The organism is Psychrobacter sp. NPDC078631, from assembly GCF_050268165.1.
GTDB lineage: Bacteria > Pseudomonadota > Gammaproteobacteria > Pseudomonadales > Moraxellaceae > Psychrobacter.
Map to the genome: position 1 here is coordinate 468623 of NZ_JBNNGG010000002.1, position 17400 is coordinate 486022.

Genomic DNA, 17400 nt, shown 5'->3' on the forward strand with positions numbered 1-17400 from the left:
GCAATATTCAAACCATAAATAAGTTTGGATGTAGAATGTAACAAAATATGTTTTCTACAGCAATCTATTTATTATGGTAATAACTGAAGCTTTCAAAACATAGCTATTCTTAAGCAAATTACAATTAGCATGCAGGTATGATTAGTAATTTTGCTAAAATAGCACCTAATCCCAATCACAAAAGTAAAGATTCTAGATAACGAGTCCTCTCGTTCATCTTGACGTACTGCTATTGATGTTTTATTACTGCCTATGAATGCTTTATTTCGCTTTTTTGAAAACCGCCTACCAGCCTTTCCAGACACCCCTATGCCATTGCCATCACCTCGCGATGGTATGCTGAAGTTTTTGTGGGCCTGTACCAATGGCCTACGCGGCTGGCTACTAATCTTTATGATTTTGTCCGCTGGTATCGGTATCTACGAGGCCATGCTGTTTGCTTGGATTGGTAATATCGTCGATTGGTTGGGCATTTATACGCCGCAAAACTTATGGGTAGAAAAAGGCGACATGTTGCTCATCATGCTCGCTGTCATGATAGTTAGCCCATTGTGGATTGCCTTGTCATCGTTTATCCACTTTCAGACCTTGCAAGGCGTGTTTCCCATGCAGATGCGCTGGCGTTTTCATCAGCGCATGCTTGGGCAATCCATGCAGTTTTATCAGGACGAGTTTTCGGGTCGCGTCTCAGCTAAGGTAATGCAGACAGCGCTAGCAGTACGCGATACCGTGATGACCGTCACCGATATGTTTATGTATGTCTCTGTCTACTTTATCACCTCAGGGGTGATTTTGTTTAATTTAGACAGCTTACTACTTATTCCTTTTGTTATTTGGCTGGTCTTGGTTGCCATCACCATTTGGTACTTTATCCCCAAACTCAAAGAGACAGCGATTGTGCAAGCGGATGCTCGTGCCTTGATGACAGGGCGAATCACTGATGCTTATGCCAATATCATGACCGTAAAGCTATTTAGCCATTCGCGTCGTGAGCTTGGCTATGCCAAAAACGCCATGGGGCAATTTTTAGGTACGGTACATGCGCAGATGCGCTGGGTCAGCTATTTAGAAGTATCGACCCATCTTATCAGTGTGATCTTGGTCAGCAGTACGGCGGGTATTGGATTGTACTTATGGCAACAAGGCGCAGTTGGTGTTGGTGCTATTGCTGCTGCGACTGCTATGGCGTTACGTCTAAATGGTTTGACGCGTTGGATTATGTGGCAGACAGCCAGTTTGTTTGAAAGTATCGGTACAGTTCAAGACGGTATGCGTACGTTGTCAGCACCGCAGACGATCATTGATAAACCTGACGCGCCAGCGCTAGCCGTCACGGACGGACGTATCGTGTTCGACCATGTCGACTTCAGTTATGAGAATGACGAAGAAGACAATGGACAAACTGGCGAGCCTGTTGATAGTACCAGCATTGCTAAACACGCTCCTAACTCATATATCAAACTGTTGGACAACTTCCACTTAGATATTAAGCCGGGTGAAAAGATTGGTTTGGTTGGGCGTTCAGGTGCTGGTAAATCAACCTTGGTCAATCTGCTACTGCGCTTCTTTGATGTCGATAGCGGTAAGATTCTAATTGATGGTCAGGCTATTGATGCGGTTACGCAAGAATCATTGCGTCAACAAATTGGTATGGTGACTCAAGATACGTCATTGCTACATCGCACCGTGCGTGAAAACATCGCCTATGGTCGTCCTGATGCTACTGACGAAGAGATTATAATCGCTGCCAAACAAGCTCAGGCATGGGATTTCATCAAAGATCTGTACGATGATAAAGGCAATACAGGACTTGATACCCAAGTGGGTGAACGCGGAGTCAAACTATCTGGCGGTCAACGTCAGCGTATCGCTATCTCACGTGTTATGCTAAAAAATGCGCCGATTTTACTTTTAGATGAAGCGACCAGTGCACTAGATTCTGAGATTGAATATGCCATTACCGAAAGCTTAAATGACATCATGACCGGCAAGACCGTTATTGCTATCGCCCATCGCCTGTCTACTATTGCCGCATTGGATAGACTGGTCGTTATGCATCAAGGTAGCATCATTGAGCAAGGTAGTCATGATGAACTATTAGCATTGAATGGTGTCTACGCTCGACTGTGGCAGCGTCAAAGTGGTGGCTTCTTAGGTGAAGACAACTAGGATTCATTAAGTCAGCTCAATCATAAAAAGCAAAACTACAAGAAAACAAATCACTCAAAATAAGTCACAAGGAAGTGTTTATTTTATGGAAGCATTCACAAACCGTATTAATCTTGGCGGAAAACAGGCACGCTACTATGACCTTAGCCAATTTAATCAGCCGTTAGATTCAAGCTTTACTCCCCGCGCACCAGCACATTTTTATAGTGGTAATAGTTTTACCGTTGGCACTTATACACCACTATTGAACAAGCTATCCACCGAATTTGATATCAGCTCACTTGCCCTACGTGGCTACTGGTATGATAAGCCGCAAAGTCGTCGTCTGACGCGCGATCAAGATGCTGATATGCTGATTGAGTTTTTAGAAAAGACCCAAGATAAGCCTGTCGTAGGTATTGGTCACTCGCAAGGGGCGACGGCTACAGCAATGGCCGCTGCCAAACGTCCAGAGTTGTTTTCGCAATTATACCTGATCGAGCCTGTCACATTTACCAAACACCAAGCTACCTTATATAACCTTTTGCCACGCTCTGTCCTATTGAGCCGCGAGCCTTTCAAAAGTACGTTAACCAAGCAATCTACTTGGCCAAGTACCCATAGTTATTACGAGAGCCTACGTGCGCAGCGTGCTTATAAGCGTATCAGCGATGAACACTTACAAGTATTTGCTGAGCAAAGCTTGAGCAAAAATACAGATGGTAGCTATACGCTTATGTTTGCCCCAGAACAAGAGCTGGCCAATTATTTTGGCGCACCTCATATCGATGCTGCACTCAAAAAAATACGCTGTCCCTACACGTTGATTACGGGCAAGCCTACTCTGTTTATTAATGACAAAGTACGAAAGCAATGGAAAAAATTTGTCCCAGATAGCAGTCTTATTTCGCTGTCGGATTATGGTCATTTATTGCCAATGGAAGCGCCTGAACTATGTGCTCAAATCATCAACGAGCACTACCAAAGCAACAAATAAGGATTTACAACGACTAAATTATGACTGACCTCTTTGCCCCTGCACCCACGGATAACTTACTACCCTATGATGGTAAGGTGAATGATCTAGGCGTGATTATCGACGGTGCTACTGCCCTTTATAACACTCTACTAAATGAGCTACCTTGGCAATCAGACATCGTGACGTTATTTGGTAAGACCCATATAACCACTCGGAAAATTGTCTGGATGGGAGATACAGATGCAGACTATCAATACTCAGGACACGTGCGGCAAACTGTTCCATGGTCAGATATGTTGTTTCACGTGAAACAGAAAATCGAGCAAGCTTTAGCAGAGATTGGTGTCATTGCCAATTTTAATACCTGCCTGCTTAATTACTATCCTTCTGGCGCTGATGGTATGGGCTATCATGCCGATGACGAAAAAGAACTCGGTCAGCAACCAGTCATCGCCTCCTTATCGCTTGGTGCTACACGCAAATTTGTTTTTAAGCATAAAAAAACTCAAGACAAAGTTGAACTTTATCTTGAGTCTGGTCAGCTCGTTGTGATGCATGGTGACACACAGACCTTTTGGAAGCATACGATTACTAAGACGAAGACGGTGGATGCTGGGCGAATCAGTCTAACGTTTCGGCATATGCTTACATCTTGATACTATCGCTGACTTAACGAGTCATTTAATTCTTACGCGAGACGATCTAAAAAACGCTCACGATAACACTGGTAAGCAGCTTCACAAACATTGGCAGTGTAGCTAGCATTAACACCACCTGCGACTACTGCGCCTACCGCTGGAATGATTTGCGCCGCTTTTGTCTTAACGATGTTAGTGGCTACCTTAGTCGCTGTCTGACGCAGTACACGAGACATGACTTCTTCATTAATCTGATTAAATGCTTGAGTTTCTGGATCTTTAATCATCGCCTGAGTGTCATCTAACGCCGCCTTACGCTCCTCAACAGAGGCAGAAGTTGCTACAGCCAACAAAGACATCGCAAATAACTGTTCGCCTTCATCATTGATATCAAAGCCATAGTACGTTGCATATTCTCCAATCGCACGTAGATTGGCTGTAATAAGCCCAACGACATCAGCAGGGATACCTGCCCAGCCTACAACCCCTGTAGTCACCCCTTGCGCACTGGTTAGCGCTACATATTTGCTTTTAAAAATCTTAACTTGTTTATCTACAACCGCAATAGGTAGACTTTTAATGTCAGACAGCGTTTTGATAGAAGAGTCGTTGATATCTGCTTCTTCTTGATAGTTATCGATAATGCCTTGAGTGTCCAATGTCCAGTTGGCTGCATCACTCAAAGCAGTAATCGTTTCCTCAGTTGCTTTTTTTAGAGAATTGCCAAATTGTGGAGCTTCCATCAACGCATCACCGGCGGCTACCACAGGGGTATTAAGCACTGCTAGCGTCTTATCCAAAATCCCTTTATCAGGGTTCTTCCATGCTTCTATCTCTGCACGTACTTTTGCTTCATAAGCAATGTGGTCATCTGTTTTTTCATTAGTAGTCTTATTGTTGATAGTCATATTATTCCCTTTATTAGTATCGTTCGCTTTCTATCCTATGATAAATAAACGAAGACTACAGGGACGTTCTGTTGTTCAAAATAAAACTTTTGTATGATTTGTTAAGTCATCAGTTAAGTTTACTGGGTTTCAACAGACATCCCCTTTACTAATAAATCCTACCAAACACTACCTAATACTTGGACAATCTTGACATTCACTCAGCAGCGGCCAAGACAATCTTGCCAAAAGCATCGCCTTTTTGAAGCTCATGGTGCGCTGCAACGACTTCTGAGAGTGGGTAGGTCTTTTGAATTTTTAAAGTTAGCTTACCATCGGCTACTTCCTGTAAAACACGCGCCATATCTTGACCACTACGCTGCGCTTTATAGCCTGCTACTTCCAAGTCTTTTTGCTGACCGGCTTCTTTGAGCTTATCAACCCAGATAGTTGGCAACACATTCACTCGGGCACCTGATTTGAGTACGCTAAGCGCACGGACACCTGCGTCATTACCGACTAAATCAAGTAGCATATCGGCTTGTAGGTCAGGAAATGCTTCATTTTTTGTATAATCTATCCAACCCGCCAGCTTAGATGCGTTTATCAGCTCATCAAGCTTGGCATACTTTTCTGGCGAGCAAATTACCGTTACCTTAATATTATCTTGCGCCACTTTATTCATGAGCAGTTGAATTAGTAAATGACCAACACCGCCTGCTGGTGCATTAATCACCACATGCTCGTCTGTTTTTATATCAGCGAAATCTACAAACTGTAGCGCCGTTTGTCCGATACAAGGCAAAGCACCTGCCTGCTCTAAAGTGACATTATCTGGTACTTTCGCAAGTAGCTTGGCATCTACTGCCACATATTGCGCATAGCCGCCACCGCTAAAGGTCAAAGCCGCTACTCTATCGCCAACAACAAACTCGTCGCTATTACTGCTGACTACTTCGCCTGATACATCGAATCCCAAAATAGCTGGCTGATCATTCTCAAACTTGTCTTTACGGATGTTTTCCGCACCCCAGCCTTTACCTTGGCGGGTTTTATAATCGACAGGGTTAATTCCAGCATAGGCAATTTTTACTAGTACTTGGTCGTCCTGTAGCTCAGGGACATCAGCACCATCTTGATATTTCATTACTTCAGGCTCACCGAACTCGCGTATGAGTACGGCGTGCTGAGTCTTAGGTATGTTGTGGTTAGCATGTTGATTATTATCAGTAGTAGACGCTGTTGCCATCGTAGAATATCCTTATATTTTGCTTATTAGGCTGTACTTGTTATTTATTTTATTGAAAAATTGTGCTGTTAATAGCACTTTCAATCGAGAGCATAATTAATCAACAATATGATCAATAAAGACAATTGTTCATATATCGATAGATTGCCAATATAATACATTTAAACGAATTATTATAGTTAGGTATTAGGGTAGCATCAGCTCTGCACTGATAGGCAAATGATCTGATAGCGATGACCAAGGTTTTCCAGTGTGTACCCAAGCATCCTTTACAAGCAAATTACGCACATAGATACGATCTAAGCTGAGTACTGGCAGTTTTGCGGGAAAGGTTGGCAACAGCTTGCCATGACAATGTTTGAACGCTTCTACCATACCTAGATCCGATGCCAGTTTGTCACAAGACATCTTTTTCCAATCATTAAAATCGCCTGCCAAGATAAGCGGTTGATTCGGCGCAATCTCATTTCGCACATAATCACTAATCGCTTGATACTGCTTGATACGATCATGCTCAAACAAGTTTAAATGTGCACACAATACGACAACTGGCATCTCCCAACCGATAGGCTGTACCTCACAGTGCAAGACACCGCGCTGCTCAAGCTTGTTGACCGTAATATTTACATTGTGTTTGGGATCTAGCGGGAAGCGGCTCAATACTGCATTGCCGTGATGGCCGTTTTCGTATTCGGAGTTTTTACCGTAACTGTTTTGCAAATCTAAAAATTCGCCGAACCATTCATGCTGTGATTGATCGGGGTACTCGTTGTATTGCATATTACGTTTGAGGTTTTGGCCTTGCACTTCTTGCAAACACAAGACGTCTGAACCCACAGACTCTAGCGCCTGAGCAATACCTTGCATCTTCACTTGGCGATTCAGCGGTGACATGCCTTTGTGGATGTTGTAGCTGGTTAAAACAAAAGAGGTGGTAGTCATAGTTTGGTTAGTTGTACGCTCATTATTTATGGAGTAAAGATCAATAGCTCAGCTACGATAGCACCCATAGTGATGGTAATGACAGACATAAAAAGAGCACTGGCTCGTATTGAACCAATGCTCTCATAGTACACCTATGTATTATCAATGGCTAATTCATAAATGGCTGATTCATAAATGAACATCGCGCATAGGTGTCATCGTCAGATTAGTAGCGAGTTACTAGCGCTATTGGTTGATCTTCACCCATGATGTCTTGTGGCATAAATACAGCTTCGCCGCCATTGTGAATGACGTGTTCGATGATTTCGCCGATTGCATCATCTGTGATGCCTTCCGTATTAGCATTATTGGCAGGGCTTAAAGTTTGTGCCTTTTCGTCAATCTTAGCAGATTGTATATAACCACGGCGTACATAGAGTGTCTCACCAGCCCCTTGGAAGGCACTGCGATATACTTCCTGCAAATCTGTCTGCAACATATTCGCGCCGCGAGCTTTATCGATTTCACCCAATGCAGCTTTATGTAGTGAAGTGCGATACTCTTCTACGGCTTCTTGCACACTATCTACGATATGCTGAGCACTACCGTCTTCTAGATTGGTCGCATTCGATACCGTAGCGATGATATTATCTGGACGATCACAGACTTCTTTGTAGTAGCCAATATTTTTTGCATCACCAACTATGACAAGAGGCATTTTATGCTCGCCCCATAGTTCTTGGACACTTTTATCAACTTGGTTAAAGAATTCTTTTAAGTGACTGCTTTCGTTGTTTGATGAACGATCTGAGCCACCGTCACCTGTTGTGTATAGTCCGTTGTTTTCGACAGGGAACTGAATGTTCTCCATGTTGTTTTGTGCATCGTCATCTTTATCGAACTCTCTCACAACACGGTCATTGGATGCTTCAATCAAACGAGCATTGTCACGGGTTAATACCACAGTATAATAATGAACCGCACTTGCCATATCACGAACCAAGTCACGCGTAGCAAACCTATCTGAAATCACAACACGTTCTGTCGTATCAATTGGCATACGAATAACTTGCACATCATCTGTACTAGCAAATATAGCTAATGTATCGAGGTTATAATTGTGATTGAGCTCACTGATTTTATTTTGAATATTATCTAGAATAGTGGTCGCTGTGCGTTTATCGTACTCTTTTGTCAGACGATCTTCGGCAACTTTCAATTGGTTTTTTAGAGCGATAGGATCTTGCTCATTAGCTGGATGTTCACGATGCGTTTTAACAAAGATACTTACAGCAGGATTCGCTTTAGTCTCACGTAAACTTTTAAGAGTCGCTTTCATATATTGCTCCTTGTTTTATTATCGTTCATTTTTAACTTTATGTATCTCTTCACTCATATACTGTTATAAGTGTAGAAATTTCTATCCGTGTTTTTCTTGCATCCTGTCGATGCATAATATTTAAATTCCATTATCTTGATGCTAACAGCTATACCCCACTCCCTGTAGGGTTAATTTGCAAGCAAATGATAGCGCTTTGTAAGTAGAGCACTCTGTATTGTTAAAGAACTTTCTTAGCGAGCATAACTACATATTCAGATAATTATCTTGAGAAGTGGAATCTAAATATCAGAATCTCGACAGTTACTTTCAGATTGCTAGCACTGTCCTAATTACTTGAGTTGTATAAAAATGCTTAGGTTGTATTTTTACCAAACGAACCCATCTTTTATATAATCTATATATAAAATAAGAACACACTGTATATTTCAATAATAGCCAGACTTTTCTCATTTTGATTAATAATTCATTGATACCGGATACCTATATGACATCTTCCCCTTTAGATTTACGCCTTGTCGATTTTGCCGACACTGCGCCGTGTACGTTACAAAACCAAGTGATTGACGCTATTGACGCTGCCAATGCTTTTTTAGATACCTTAACCGCGATAGAAAGCGACAGTTCTGAAAAAATAAGCGCTCAACAAGCTTTGGCAGATGTGATGAGCTTTGACCATATCAATTTGGCATTAGATCGTAGCTGGGGCATTTTGTCGCATCTCAATAGCGTGATGAGCAATGATGAGATTCGTCATGTTCACCATGAGCTGCTACCAAAGCTATCTGCTTACGGTACGCGAGTTGGCCAACATCAGCCATTGTTTAATCGCTATCAAGCTATTGTTAATGACACAAATTTCTTTGCTACGTTAGAGCCTGCTCGTGCACGTGCAATCAAACTGGCATTACGTAGCTTTGAGTTATCAGGCGTTGCGTTACCTCAAGCTGAGCAAGAAAAATTTGCCGCTATCCAAAGTGAGTTATCTACCTTGTCTGCAACCTTTTCGGACAATATCTTGGATGCAACGCAAGCATTTGCCCTGCCTTTAGAAGAATCTCAGTTAAAGGGGTTAACAGAGAGTGGTTTGGCACTATTGGCAGATGCAGGTGAGCAATACAAGGCGCGTGAGCTTGCTAGCGGTGCTCTTAGCCAAGCTGATATAGATGCACTTCCTACTCCTTACTATGTGGCCAGTTTAAATATCCCTGTATATCTAGCGATAATGACTCATGCGGACGATCGCAACCTGCGCGAGACGCTGTATCATGCTTATGTCACACGCGCCTCTGAGTTTGATACGCATACCAATGCAAAAGGCAACTCATTAAATAACGCTAACAATATGAGTCAAATCCTCTCATTACGTGAACAAAAAGCCAAGCTACTTGGTTTTGCAAATTATGCTGAAGTATCGTTATCGACTAAGATGGCAGATAGTGTCTTAGAAGTTGAAACATTCTTACGTGACTTAGCAACGCAAGCGACCCCTGCTGCCAAAGCAGATTTGGCACAGCTACAGAAATACGCTAGCGACTATGGCATTGACGAGTTGCAACCGTGGGATAGCGCCTATATCGCTGAAAAGGTAAAACAAAGTGAGTTCAGCTTATCGCAAGAGGAAATTCGTCCATATTTCCCATTACCTAAAGTGATTAATGGCTTGTTTACTATCGTTGAGCGTCTATACGGTATCAAAGTACAAGAGCAAGGTCATAAAGATGCAGAAAGTGACTCAGTCTCTCGCTGGCATGACGATGTGAGTTTTTATCAATTATTCGATGCTGATGATCGCTTGCTCGGTGGCTTCTACTTTGACTTATTTACACGTAGTGGTAAGCGTGGCGGTGCATGGATGAATGGTTTCCAATCTCGCTATAGCTATGAAGAACAAAACCATCAGCAGTTGCCCGTTTGCTTTATGGTTAGTAATTTCACGCCAGCACTTGATGGCAAACCTAGTTTATTGACCCATGATGAAGTACTAACTCTATTCCACGAGTTCGGTCATGGCTTACATCATTTATTGACTCAAGTCACGGTCGGTGATGTCGCCGGTGTCAATGGCGTCGAATGGGATGCGGTCGAGCTTCCTAGTCAGTTTATGGAAAACTGGGCTTGGGACGCTGAAGGTATCGCGCTTATCAGCAGCCACGTTGAGACTGGTGAGCCATTGCCTAAAGACAAATTAGAGGCACTATTGGCAGTGAAAAACTTTCAAAGCGGCATGCAAACGCTACGTCAGATTGAGTTTGCTCTATTTGACTTACTCATTCACGCTCATACGCCAGCACTTAATTACGATGGCATTTTAGAGACACTCAATACTGTCCGTAATGATATCTCCGTTATGCAAACACCTGACTATAACCGTTTTGCTAATGGTTTTAGTCATATCTTCGCGGGTGGTTATGCTGCCGGTTATTACTCATACAAATGGGCGGAACTGCTATCAGCGGATGCGTTTAGCAAGTTTGAAGAAGACGGGGTTTTCAACCCAGTGACAGGCAAAGCGTTCCGTGAATCTATCTTATCTGTTGGCGGCAGTTTCTCAGCGAAGACCAACTTTGAAAATTTCCGCGGTCGTAGCGCCAGTGTCGACGCCTTGCTACGTCATAATGGTTTCACTGATGCTAAAAATATTGATGCCGCAAATACTCAAACGACGCGCGAGGTCATTTAAATGCGTTATCAGTCATCTAGTCCTAAGCGCCGATTCTTAGCAGGGGTACGTTGTCCGAAATGTCAGGAGATGGATGCTGTGGTGCAAGTCAATATCGTCACCCCTGCCCCAGATGAGTATATTGAATGTACTCAGTGTGGACACACAGAGCACCGCCCCGATCCTGATGCCATTAGCGCCAAGAACCATTTAGAAGATCAGATGGCACGTGATGCGATGGCAACTGGTACTAGTGGCACCGTGAAATTTAAGCCTTAGTTATTTAGTTTTCATATCTAAAAACAGATTAAATACTTTATTATTTAATGGTCTATTAAGCCTATCTATCAATAGATAGGCTTTTTATTTTGAGTTTGCTATAGTATGGCTACTTATATTCTTGACATGAATCGATCATAATATGAAACGAGAAAACATTCGTCCTTTACCCACTCACGCTTCCAAGAAAAAAGCGACTAAAACACGCCGGAAAATTTGGACAGTATTTATTTTAGTACTGCTGATTATTGCCATCGGCTATTTGTTTTTGGGTAAGTCTGACACAGAATCTACTTTACCTGCTAACACTGCTACTTCAGCACCAGTAACTGAGCAAACGCCGACAGAGTCAACAACAGACAATATATCTGATATACCAGATGATTCTGTGATTGACGACGGTGTGCTCATGGATGAAAACTCTGGAGCAGCCAATAATGACAGTACTGCGATACCAAATCCTACTGCTATATTAGATGCGCCTCTACCAGAAAATAACAGCTTGGCTAAAGAAGAGATTGATCGTTTAGAAGATGAACGTCAGCGACTGGCCGAACAAGAAAAGTTAGCGGCTGAACAAGTGGCTATGAATAAGCAGTTGACTGATATGAAGGCCGAACAAATTGCACTACTCGAACAACAAATTGCTCAGTTAGAAGCAAACGACTCTAATAAAGCGACGGTTCAATAACCGTATACTTGATTTGGTTATAGAGAGGCTTACGATGGCGATTTTGCAATTCACACATGCCTCTATTTTAAATAGCAATGCACAGTTGCTTGTTTTACCTGTCAATAATGCTGGTGTCATTTTAGATCCTGTACTTACACGAGCAAAAACTCTATTTCCCGATAATTATAGTCGCTATCATCGTGCGTGCCGCGATGGTAGTCTGAATGTTGGTAGCTGCTTGCTTAATAAGCGTACACGTGAGCAAGTCGGACTTGGTATCAGTAGTAACGGTAACCAGCCAAACTACATTGCCAACCTTGTGATATCAAACCATCCTTACCATCCAGCGCGCACACATTGGCTGACTGCTGCTTTAGTTGATTTACAACAGCAAATAATGCCGCTTATACGTTACCAAGGTATACGCAGAGTTGCATTGCTTGCGCGGCCGCTTATCTCAGGCAGACCACGTGATATCGTATCCAATGAAAGCAATACAGTAGATACCCTGCCTTTAGACTGGCATGCTGATACTTTGCCATTACTGACTGAGTACTTACAAGACCTACCAAAACTTCGTATCGATATACACCTGCCTAAAAGCGTTGATTTATAAATGGCCTTTTAGCTAGCCAGTCATCATCTTTTTGGACACATAAAAAAACCGCCTTGAGTACTCTTACTGAGCATCTCAAGGCGGTTTTTTATTACTTAAACCACATCAGATATTGAGTATTAGTTCTGCTCAACACCTTTCATAGTTAGTTTGATACGACCACGGTTGTCAACGTCTTGTACGAGTACTTTAACGACCTGACCTTCTTTTAGGTAGTCTGATACATTCTCTACGCGCTCTTCTGCGATTTGTGAAATATGTACTAGGCCATCAGTGTTTGGCAAGACATTTACAAATGCACCGAAGTCGACGATACGAGCAACGGTACCTTCATAAGTTTTACCAACTTCAACTTCAGCAGTTAGTGCTTCGATTTTGCCGATAGCTGCTTTGGTCGCTGCTTTGTTTTCACCAAAGATACGGATAGTACCTGCATCATCAATATCGATAACCGCGCCAGTTTCTTCCGTTAGCTGACGGATAGTTGCGCCGCCTTTACCGATAACGTCACGAATCTTGTCTGGGTTAATTTCGATAACCGCGTAATTTGGTGCATGAGCATTGATTTCAGTACGGCTTTCAGGCAATACTTGGTTCATTGCTTCTAGGATATGGATACGACCTGCATGAGCTTGTTTAAGCGCTTGCTCCATGATGTCAGGGGTAATACCTTCGATTTTGATATCCATCTGAAGTGCAGTGATACCATTTTTAGAACCGGCTACTTTAAAGTCCATATCACCTAAATGATCTTCATCACCCAGGATATCTGACAATACAGCGAAACGATCGCCTTCTTTAACCAGACCCATTGCGATACCAGCAACTGGTGCTTTTAATGGTACGCCTGCGTCCATCAATGCCAAGCTTGCACCACAAACAGAAGCCATAGAAGACGAACCGTTAGATTCAGTGATTTCTGATACCACACGAATCACATACGGGAAACGCTCACTATCTGGCAACATTGCTTGTACACCGCGGCGCGCTAAACGACCATGACCGATTTCACGACGTTTTGGAATACCTTCACGGCCCGTTTCACCAACTGAGAAATGCGGGAAGTTGTAATGCAGCATGAAATGGTCACGAATCGTACCACCTAGTGAGTCAATCATGTTGACGTCACGGCTGTTACCAAGTGTGGTAGTAACCAATGCCTGCGTCTCACCACGTGTGAACAGTGCTGAACCATGCGTATATGGCAATACACCAACTTGTACGTCAAGCGCACGAACTGTCTCAGGGTCACGACCATCGATACGCGGCTTACCTGACAAGATGTTGTCACGAACGGTACGATATTTAAGGTCGTTATAGATTTCTTTAAGCTCAGATACGGTATCAGCATAAGTTTCTGACTCAGCATCACCAGCAAGTGCATCAATAATTGACTGCTTAATTTCATCAAGCTTCGTGTAACGTGCTTGCTTATCAGTAATGGTATAAGCGTCAGCAACTTGCTCGCCGAACTGCTCTTTCATGCTCCTGGTAAGTGCTTGATCACGCTCAGGAGCAGAATATTGCTGCTTAGCAGTACCGATTTCTTCAGCCATTGAAGCAATGTTATCAATAACGATTTGTTGTTGCTGATGGCCGTACAATACTGCACCTAACATCTGGTCTTCTGACAGCTCTGCCGCTTCAGATTCAACCATCAATACCGCAGACTTAGTACCAGCCACAACCAAATCTAGATCACTGGTTTCAAGCTGCTCAGACGTTGGGTTTAGAACGTATTCACCGTTAATGAAACCAACACGAGCGGCAGCAACAGGACCATTAAATGGTGCATCAGAAATAGCCAATGCTGCTGAAGCACCGATTAGTGCAGCGATATCTGCAGACTGAGTTTTATCTGATGATACAACTGTTGCGGTGATTTGGATTTCGTTTACGTAGCCTTCTGGGAATAGCGGACGAATCGGACGATCAATCAAGCGCGAAGTTAAGGTTTCAAATTCGCTCGCACGGCCTTCACGTTTGCCATAAGCACCTGGAATTTTACCCGCTGCATACATTTTTTCTTGATAATTAACCGTTAGCGGAAAGAAGTTTTGACCTTCTTTAGCTTCTGATTTTACGACTGCTGCAACTAATACTGTTACGCCGCCCATGTGTACTAGAATAGAGTTTGCTTGACGGGCAATACGGCCTGTCTCGATAACAACCTGCTGGTTGCCATATTGAAATTCACGCTTAATGGTGTTGAACATTGTCATATAATCTTCCTAATGTTGACTGACAAAACTGACATCAGCATCAAAAAAAGCTGATATCTGTCATTAAAATTCTGTGTATATGGCTATCAGTTGACATGTTTTCTATTAGAAATCATCGCAACCAATGCCAATAACGTTACTTGGTTGTCTCATATATTTGTCTGAGTTAAACATCGTACTATTATGTATATTCGGTCGTGCAATTTTGGCTTTACTATAAATACTATCAAAAAGACATTAAGTCAAAAGACTTCGATGCTAAAAACCCTACAGGCTATTTTCTGAACTTTCAAATATCAGCTATCTGCGCTGATTACCAAGCCAAATAATAAATATTTCATCAGTAATTGCCATATCTGTAGCAGATGCGCTATCAAGTTCATAAGGCATTATTTTACAGTGATTTATAGCCATTGACCAATTAATTGCACAGTAGCGCAATTATCGTCAGAAAATACCGTACTTGAGGCTTGGTTAGTACAGTTTATACCAATATCCCTCTTAACTATTCTATAGAAGGAATTATAACTCTTACTATTTGAGCACGGTATCTAAAACGAATAAGCATAAAAAAACGGCGTGAAACTATTCCACACCGTTTTTAGAAAAATCTATTTTATCGATAACAACAAACAATTTCCAAGCGATTTAGCAAAAAATTTAGCATCCACTCGTACTATTGTCGTTAGATTAACGACGTAGACCTAACTGGCTAATTAGAGTAGTGTAACGACCCAAGTCTTTACCTTTCAAGTAATCAAGCAGTTTACGACGCGTGTTAACCATACGGATAAGACCGCGACGGCTATGATGGTCAGCTTTGTGTGCTTTAAAGTGGTTCTGCAAATCATTGATACGAGCACTTAACAAAGCTACTTGAACTTCTGGAGAACCAGTGTCATTTTCGCCACGTTGGTATTGAGCGATGATTTGTTCACGATCGGTATTAGTTAGCATAAATATCTCCGGCAATGCTAAAAACTTTAATAAAGGGACTGCAATTTTAGTCAGTATTAAAGCAATAGAATAATAAATAAAATAACCTGTACGCCATTCAGGACAACCCTGCATTACTAGAGTTGACCTAGTGTACGACAGGCTTAGTTAACAACCATTTAGTATGTTTTGAATCGTACATTGCAGTTAGCTACAGCACTACTTAATTAAAGCAATGGGCTAATTACAGTACATCATCCAAAACCTAATTTAAATGTGGGGGTAATTATAACAAAAAACTGCTGAACTAGCAGCAGTTTTTCATAATACTTGTAAAGCGACATTTAATTTCTAGTAGCTAGTATTCTATAGATAGTTATCTATTGAAATCCTACCTAGGCTACTTATTAACGTCAGACTCTGTCGCATTGCTGCCTAATTCATCATCTTCAAGAGGCGCGGCAGTAGTCACTTCTGCTAGACTATCTGGGGCGGTATGCTCACTTGGATTGATTTCTTCTGCAAGCTTTTCAATCTCTTTTTCCTGCTCGTCCATATTGTTCGGTGAATTACTCATATTAGCTCCTGAATTATTATTTTGTGGACTAACTGTAGTTGCACTCATCGATCATAAGACGTGCAAACTATAAACATATCAATGCCACCTATTACAGGTGGCATATTAAAAACCTACTTGTCTTCTTTCGCATTTTCTAAGTTAGCTGCGATACGTTCTGCTGCTGCTTCGCTATTTTCACTATGATTATCTTCAGTTTGACTTTTAAGCGCTGCTTCTGCTGAATCAGAACGTTGTTGCTCAAGCTTAGTATCGTTTGGGTTAGAGTTTGACATAATATCTTCCTTAGTTATGGTTATAAATGTTAGTTGTACAGAGTTGAAATTTAATAGTACTTAGTTAATTAGGCTTGTTTAATTAGAAGTCGAAAGTCTAAGATAATGCTTTATCTATGGCATCAACAAAATTAGGAATATCATCTGGGTTACGCGAAGTAATAAGATTACCATCTACTTGTACTGTCTTGTCTACGTAGTTTGCTCCAGCATTTTCTAGATCTAATTGCAAAGTAGGGTAAGCGGTAAGGGTTTTACCTTTAGCAATACCTGTATTGATGAGAACCCAAGGAGCATGGCAAATAACAGCTAACGGCTTTCCTGCTTCATTAATAGCGTTGATAATTTGATGAGCCTTTTCGTTACCACGAATAGTATCAGCGTTGACAGTACCACCTGGTAACACCAATGCATCATAGTCAGAGACGTTGGCATCTTCTGCAAAGATATCAGCAGTAAAAGTATCACTCTTATCTACGTCTTGCTGCATGGCTTGCACTTCTTTTTTATCATTTGTTGTTATGAGAAGTGTTTTGTAGCCTTTATCTTTTAACTGATTATTGACGTCTTCGTACTCTGCTTGTTCGAAGTGATTATGTAGTAAAAAAGCGATCGTTTTCATAACTTTCCTTCTTCTTATCTATTAGTTTTTGTGAGCCAGTATATTTTTACAAGCTAATTTTATTATTATTCGGTAGTACATGTTCCTTTGAACTATTTTGTTTTTATTTAAATGCGTCCTTTTTGCATTACTTTTTTCTTCTAATTAGTTACTTCTAAGTGTCTATTATTATAATTATTAACCTTATGGCAATTTTTTATTTTTACAATATTTATCCTTTTTATTTTTTAGCTCAGCATTCCCTATCTGATGAATCTAGAGTACAAAAAAAACAGGTTTCACCATAGGCGAAACCTGCAATAAAATGTGACGGTATGTGATTAGTGTAAACTATTAGTAAATCAGGCCAATATTAGGTGGTAGTTTCCCTATTT

Annotated in this window: 16 protein-coding genes; 7 read left to right on the forward strand and 9 right to left on the reverse strand. The window is 41.7% G+C overall.

All coding sequences use genetic code 11. The annotated features are described in order from the left end of the window. Positions 1–252 precede the first annotated feature (252 nt). From ACQKCP_RS08030 to ACQKCP_RS08040, 3 genes are all read left to right on the forward strand, one after another. The gene (locus tag ACQKCP_RS08030) at positions 253–2169 is read left to right on the forward strand and encodes an ABC transporter ATP-binding protein (protein WP_427611937.1); all 1917 of its coding nucleotides are present in this window, start codon (positions 253–255) and stop codon (positions 2167–2169) included. Between the two features lie 85 nt (positions 2170–2254). Then, on the forward strand, positions 2255–3145 hold the full coding sequence (locus ACQKCP_RS08035; RefSeq protein ID WP_427611938.1) for an alpha/beta fold hydrolase: 891 nt from the start codon (positions 2255–2257) through the stop codon (positions 3143–3145). Between the two features lie 20 nt (positions 3146–3165). Then, positions 3166–3783, forward strand: a complete 618-nt coding sequence (locus ACQKCP_RS08040; protein WP_427611939.1) for an alpha-ketoglutarate-dependent dioxygenase AlkB family protein — start codon at positions 3166–3168, stop codon at positions 3781–3783. A gap of 32 nt (positions 3784–3815) precedes the next feature. Here ACQKCP_RS08040 and ACQKCP_RS08045 read toward each other — a convergent pair whose 3' ends face one another. The 4 genes from ACQKCP_RS08045 to ACQKCP_RS08060 form a co-directional block, all read right to left on the reverse strand. After that, positions 3816–4673 carry an EcsC family protein gene (locus tag ACQKCP_RS08045; protein ID WP_427611940.1) on the reverse strand — a complete coding sequence of 286 codons (858 nt, stop codon included), beginning with the start codon at positions 4671–4673 and terminating at the stop codon, positions 3816–3818. Positions 4674–4869: 196 nt separating this feature from the next. Continuing rightward, positions 4870–5901 carry an NADP-dependent oxidoreductase gene (locus ACQKCP_RS08050; protein WP_427611941.1) on the reverse strand — a complete coding sequence of 344 codons (1032 nt, stop codon included), beginning with the start codon at positions 5899–5901 and terminating at the stop codon, positions 4870–4872. A 186-nt stretch (positions 5902–6087) separates the two neighbouring features. After that, a complete protein-coding gene (locus ACQKCP_RS08055; RefSeq protein ID WP_427611942.1) occupies positions 6088–6843 on the reverse strand; it encodes an endonuclease/exonuclease/phosphatase family protein in 756 nt (251 codons plus the stop codon). Between the two features lie 208 nt (positions 6844–7051). After that, complete coding sequence (locus tag ACQKCP_RS08060) at positions 7052–8164, reverse strand: hypothetical protein (RefSeq protein WP_427611943.1); 1113 nt, start codon at positions 8162–8164, stop codon at positions 7052–7054. Positions 8165–8651: 487 nt separating this feature from the next. Between ACQKCP_RS08060 and ACQKCP_RS08065 the strand changes: the two genes are divergently transcribed. The 4 genes from ACQKCP_RS08065 to ACQKCP_RS08080 all read left to right on the forward strand — a co-directional run bounded on the left by ACQKCP_RS08065 (position 8652) and on the right by ACQKCP_RS08080 (position 12394). Beyond that, on the forward strand, positions 8652–10847 hold the full coding sequence (locus ACQKCP_RS08065) for a M3 family metallopeptidase (RefSeq protein WP_427611944.1): 2196 nt from the start codon (positions 8652–8654) through the stop codon (positions 10845–10847). Then, positions 10848–11105, forward strand: a complete 258-nt coding sequence (locus ACQKCP_RS08070) for a YheV family putative metal-binding protein (RefSeq protein WP_134292263.1) — start codon at positions 10848–10850, stop codon at positions 11103–11105. A gap of 142 nt (positions 11106–11247) precedes the next feature. Further along, on the forward strand, positions 11248–11796 hold the full coding sequence (locus ACQKCP_RS08075) for a hypothetical protein (protein WP_427611945.1): 549 nt from the start codon (positions 11248–11250) through the stop codon (positions 11794–11796). A 34-nt stretch (positions 11797–11830) separates the two neighbouring features. After that, complete coding sequence (locus tag ACQKCP_RS08080; protein ID WP_427611946.1) at positions 11831–12394, forward strand: hypothetical protein; 564 nt, start codon at positions 11831–11833, stop codon at positions 12392–12394. A 119-nt stretch (positions 12395–12513) separates the two neighbouring features. Here ACQKCP_RS08080 and pnp read toward each other — a convergent pair whose 3' ends face one another. The 5 genes from pnp to ACQKCP_RS08105 all read right to left on the reverse strand — a co-directional run bounded on the left by pnp (position 12514) and on the right by ACQKCP_RS08105 (position 17026). After that, complete coding sequence (pnp, locus tag ACQKCP_RS08085) at positions 12514–14616, reverse strand: polyribonucleotide nucleotidyltransferase (protein ID WP_427611947.1); 2103 nt, start codon at positions 14614–14616, stop codon at positions 12514–12516. Between the two features lie 690 nt (positions 14617–15306). After that, the gene (rpsO, locus tag ACQKCP_RS08090) at positions 15307–15573 is read right to left on the reverse strand and encodes a 30S ribosomal protein S15 (protein WP_045443035.1); all 267 of its coding nucleotides are present in this window, start codon (positions 15571–15573) and stop codon (positions 15307–15309) included. A gap of 379 nt (positions 15574–15952) precedes the next feature. After that, positions 15953–16129, reverse strand: coding sequence for a hypothetical protein (locus tag ACQKCP_RS08095; RefSeq protein ID WP_427611948.1), 177 nt, complete (start codon positions 16127–16129; stop codon positions 15953–15955). A gap of 113 nt (positions 16130–16242) precedes the next feature. After that, the gene (locus ACQKCP_RS08100) at positions 16243–16404 is read right to left on the reverse strand and encodes a hypothetical protein (RefSeq protein ID WP_185156577.1); all 162 of its coding nucleotides are present in this window, start codon (positions 16402–16404) and stop codon (positions 16243–16245) included. 97 nt (positions 16405–16501) lie between these two features. Continuing rightward, entirely contained in the window at positions 16502–17026 is a 525-nt protein-coding gene (locus ACQKCP_RS08105) for a type 1 glutamine amidotransferase domain-containing protein (protein ID WP_102091361.1), read from the reverse strand. Positions 17027–17400 lie beyond the last annotated feature (374 nt).

Coding starts and splice junctions, on each gene's coding strand:
- pnp (WP_427611947.1), bottom strand. CDS start 14,616: ATGACAATGTTCAACACCATTAAGCGTGAATTTCAATATGGCAACCAG.
- ACQKCP_RS08100 (WP_185156577.1), bottom strand. CDS start 16,404: ATGTCAAACTCTAACCCAAACGATACTAAGCTTGAGCAACAACGTTCT.
- ACQKCP_RS08095 (WP_427611948.1), bottom strand. CDS start 16,129: ATGAGTAATTCACCGAACAATATGGACGAGCAGGAAAAAGAGATTGAA.
- ACQKCP_RS08040 (WP_427611939.1), top strand. CDS start 3,166: ATGACTGACCTCTTTGCCCCTGCACCCACGGATAACTTACTACCCTAT.
- ACQKCP_RS08055 (WP_427611942.1), bottom strand. CDS start 6,843: ATGACTACCACCTCTTTTGTTTTAACCAGCTACAACATCCACAAAGGC.
- ACQKCP_RS08065 (WP_427611944.1), top strand. CDS start 8,652: ATGACATCTTCCCCTTTAGATTTACGCCTTGTCGATTTTGCCGACACT.
- ACQKCP_RS08075 (WP_427611945.1), top strand. CDS start 11,248: ATGAAACGAGAAAACATTCGTCCTTTACCCACTCACGCTTCCAAGAAA.
- ACQKCP_RS08050 (WP_427611941.1), bottom strand. CDS start 5,901: ATGGCAACAGCGTCTACTACTGATAATAATCAACATGCTAACCACAAC.
- ACQKCP_RS08030 (WP_427611937.1), top strand. CDS start 253: ATGAATGCTTTATTTCGCTTTTTTGAAAACCGCCTACCAGCCTTTCCA.
- ACQKCP_RS08045 (WP_427611940.1), bottom strand. CDS start 4,673: ATGACTATCAACAATAAGACTACTAATGAAAAAACAGATGACCACATT.
- ACQKCP_RS08060 (WP_427611943.1), bottom strand. CDS start 8,164: ATGAAAGCGACTCTTAAAAGTTTACGTGAGACTAAAGCGAATCCTGCT.
- ACQKCP_RS08105 (WP_102091361.1), bottom strand. CDS start 17,026: ATGAAAACGATCGCTTTTTTACTACATAATCACTTCGAACAAGCAGAG.
- ACQKCP_RS08035 (WP_427611938.1), top strand. CDS start 2,255: ATGGAAGCATTCACAAACCGTATTAATCTTGGCGGAAAACAGGCACGC.
- ACQKCP_RS08080 (WP_427611946.1), top strand. CDS start 11,831: ATGGCGATTTTGCAATTCACACATGCCTCTATTTTAAATAGCAATGCA.
- ACQKCP_RS08070 (WP_134292263.1), top strand. CDS start 10,848: ATGCGTTATCAGTCATCTAGTCCTAAGCGCCGATTCTTAGCAGGGGTA.
- rpsO (WP_045443035.1), bottom strand. CDS start 15,573: ATGCTAACTAATACCGATCGTGAACAAATCATCGCTCAATACCAACGT.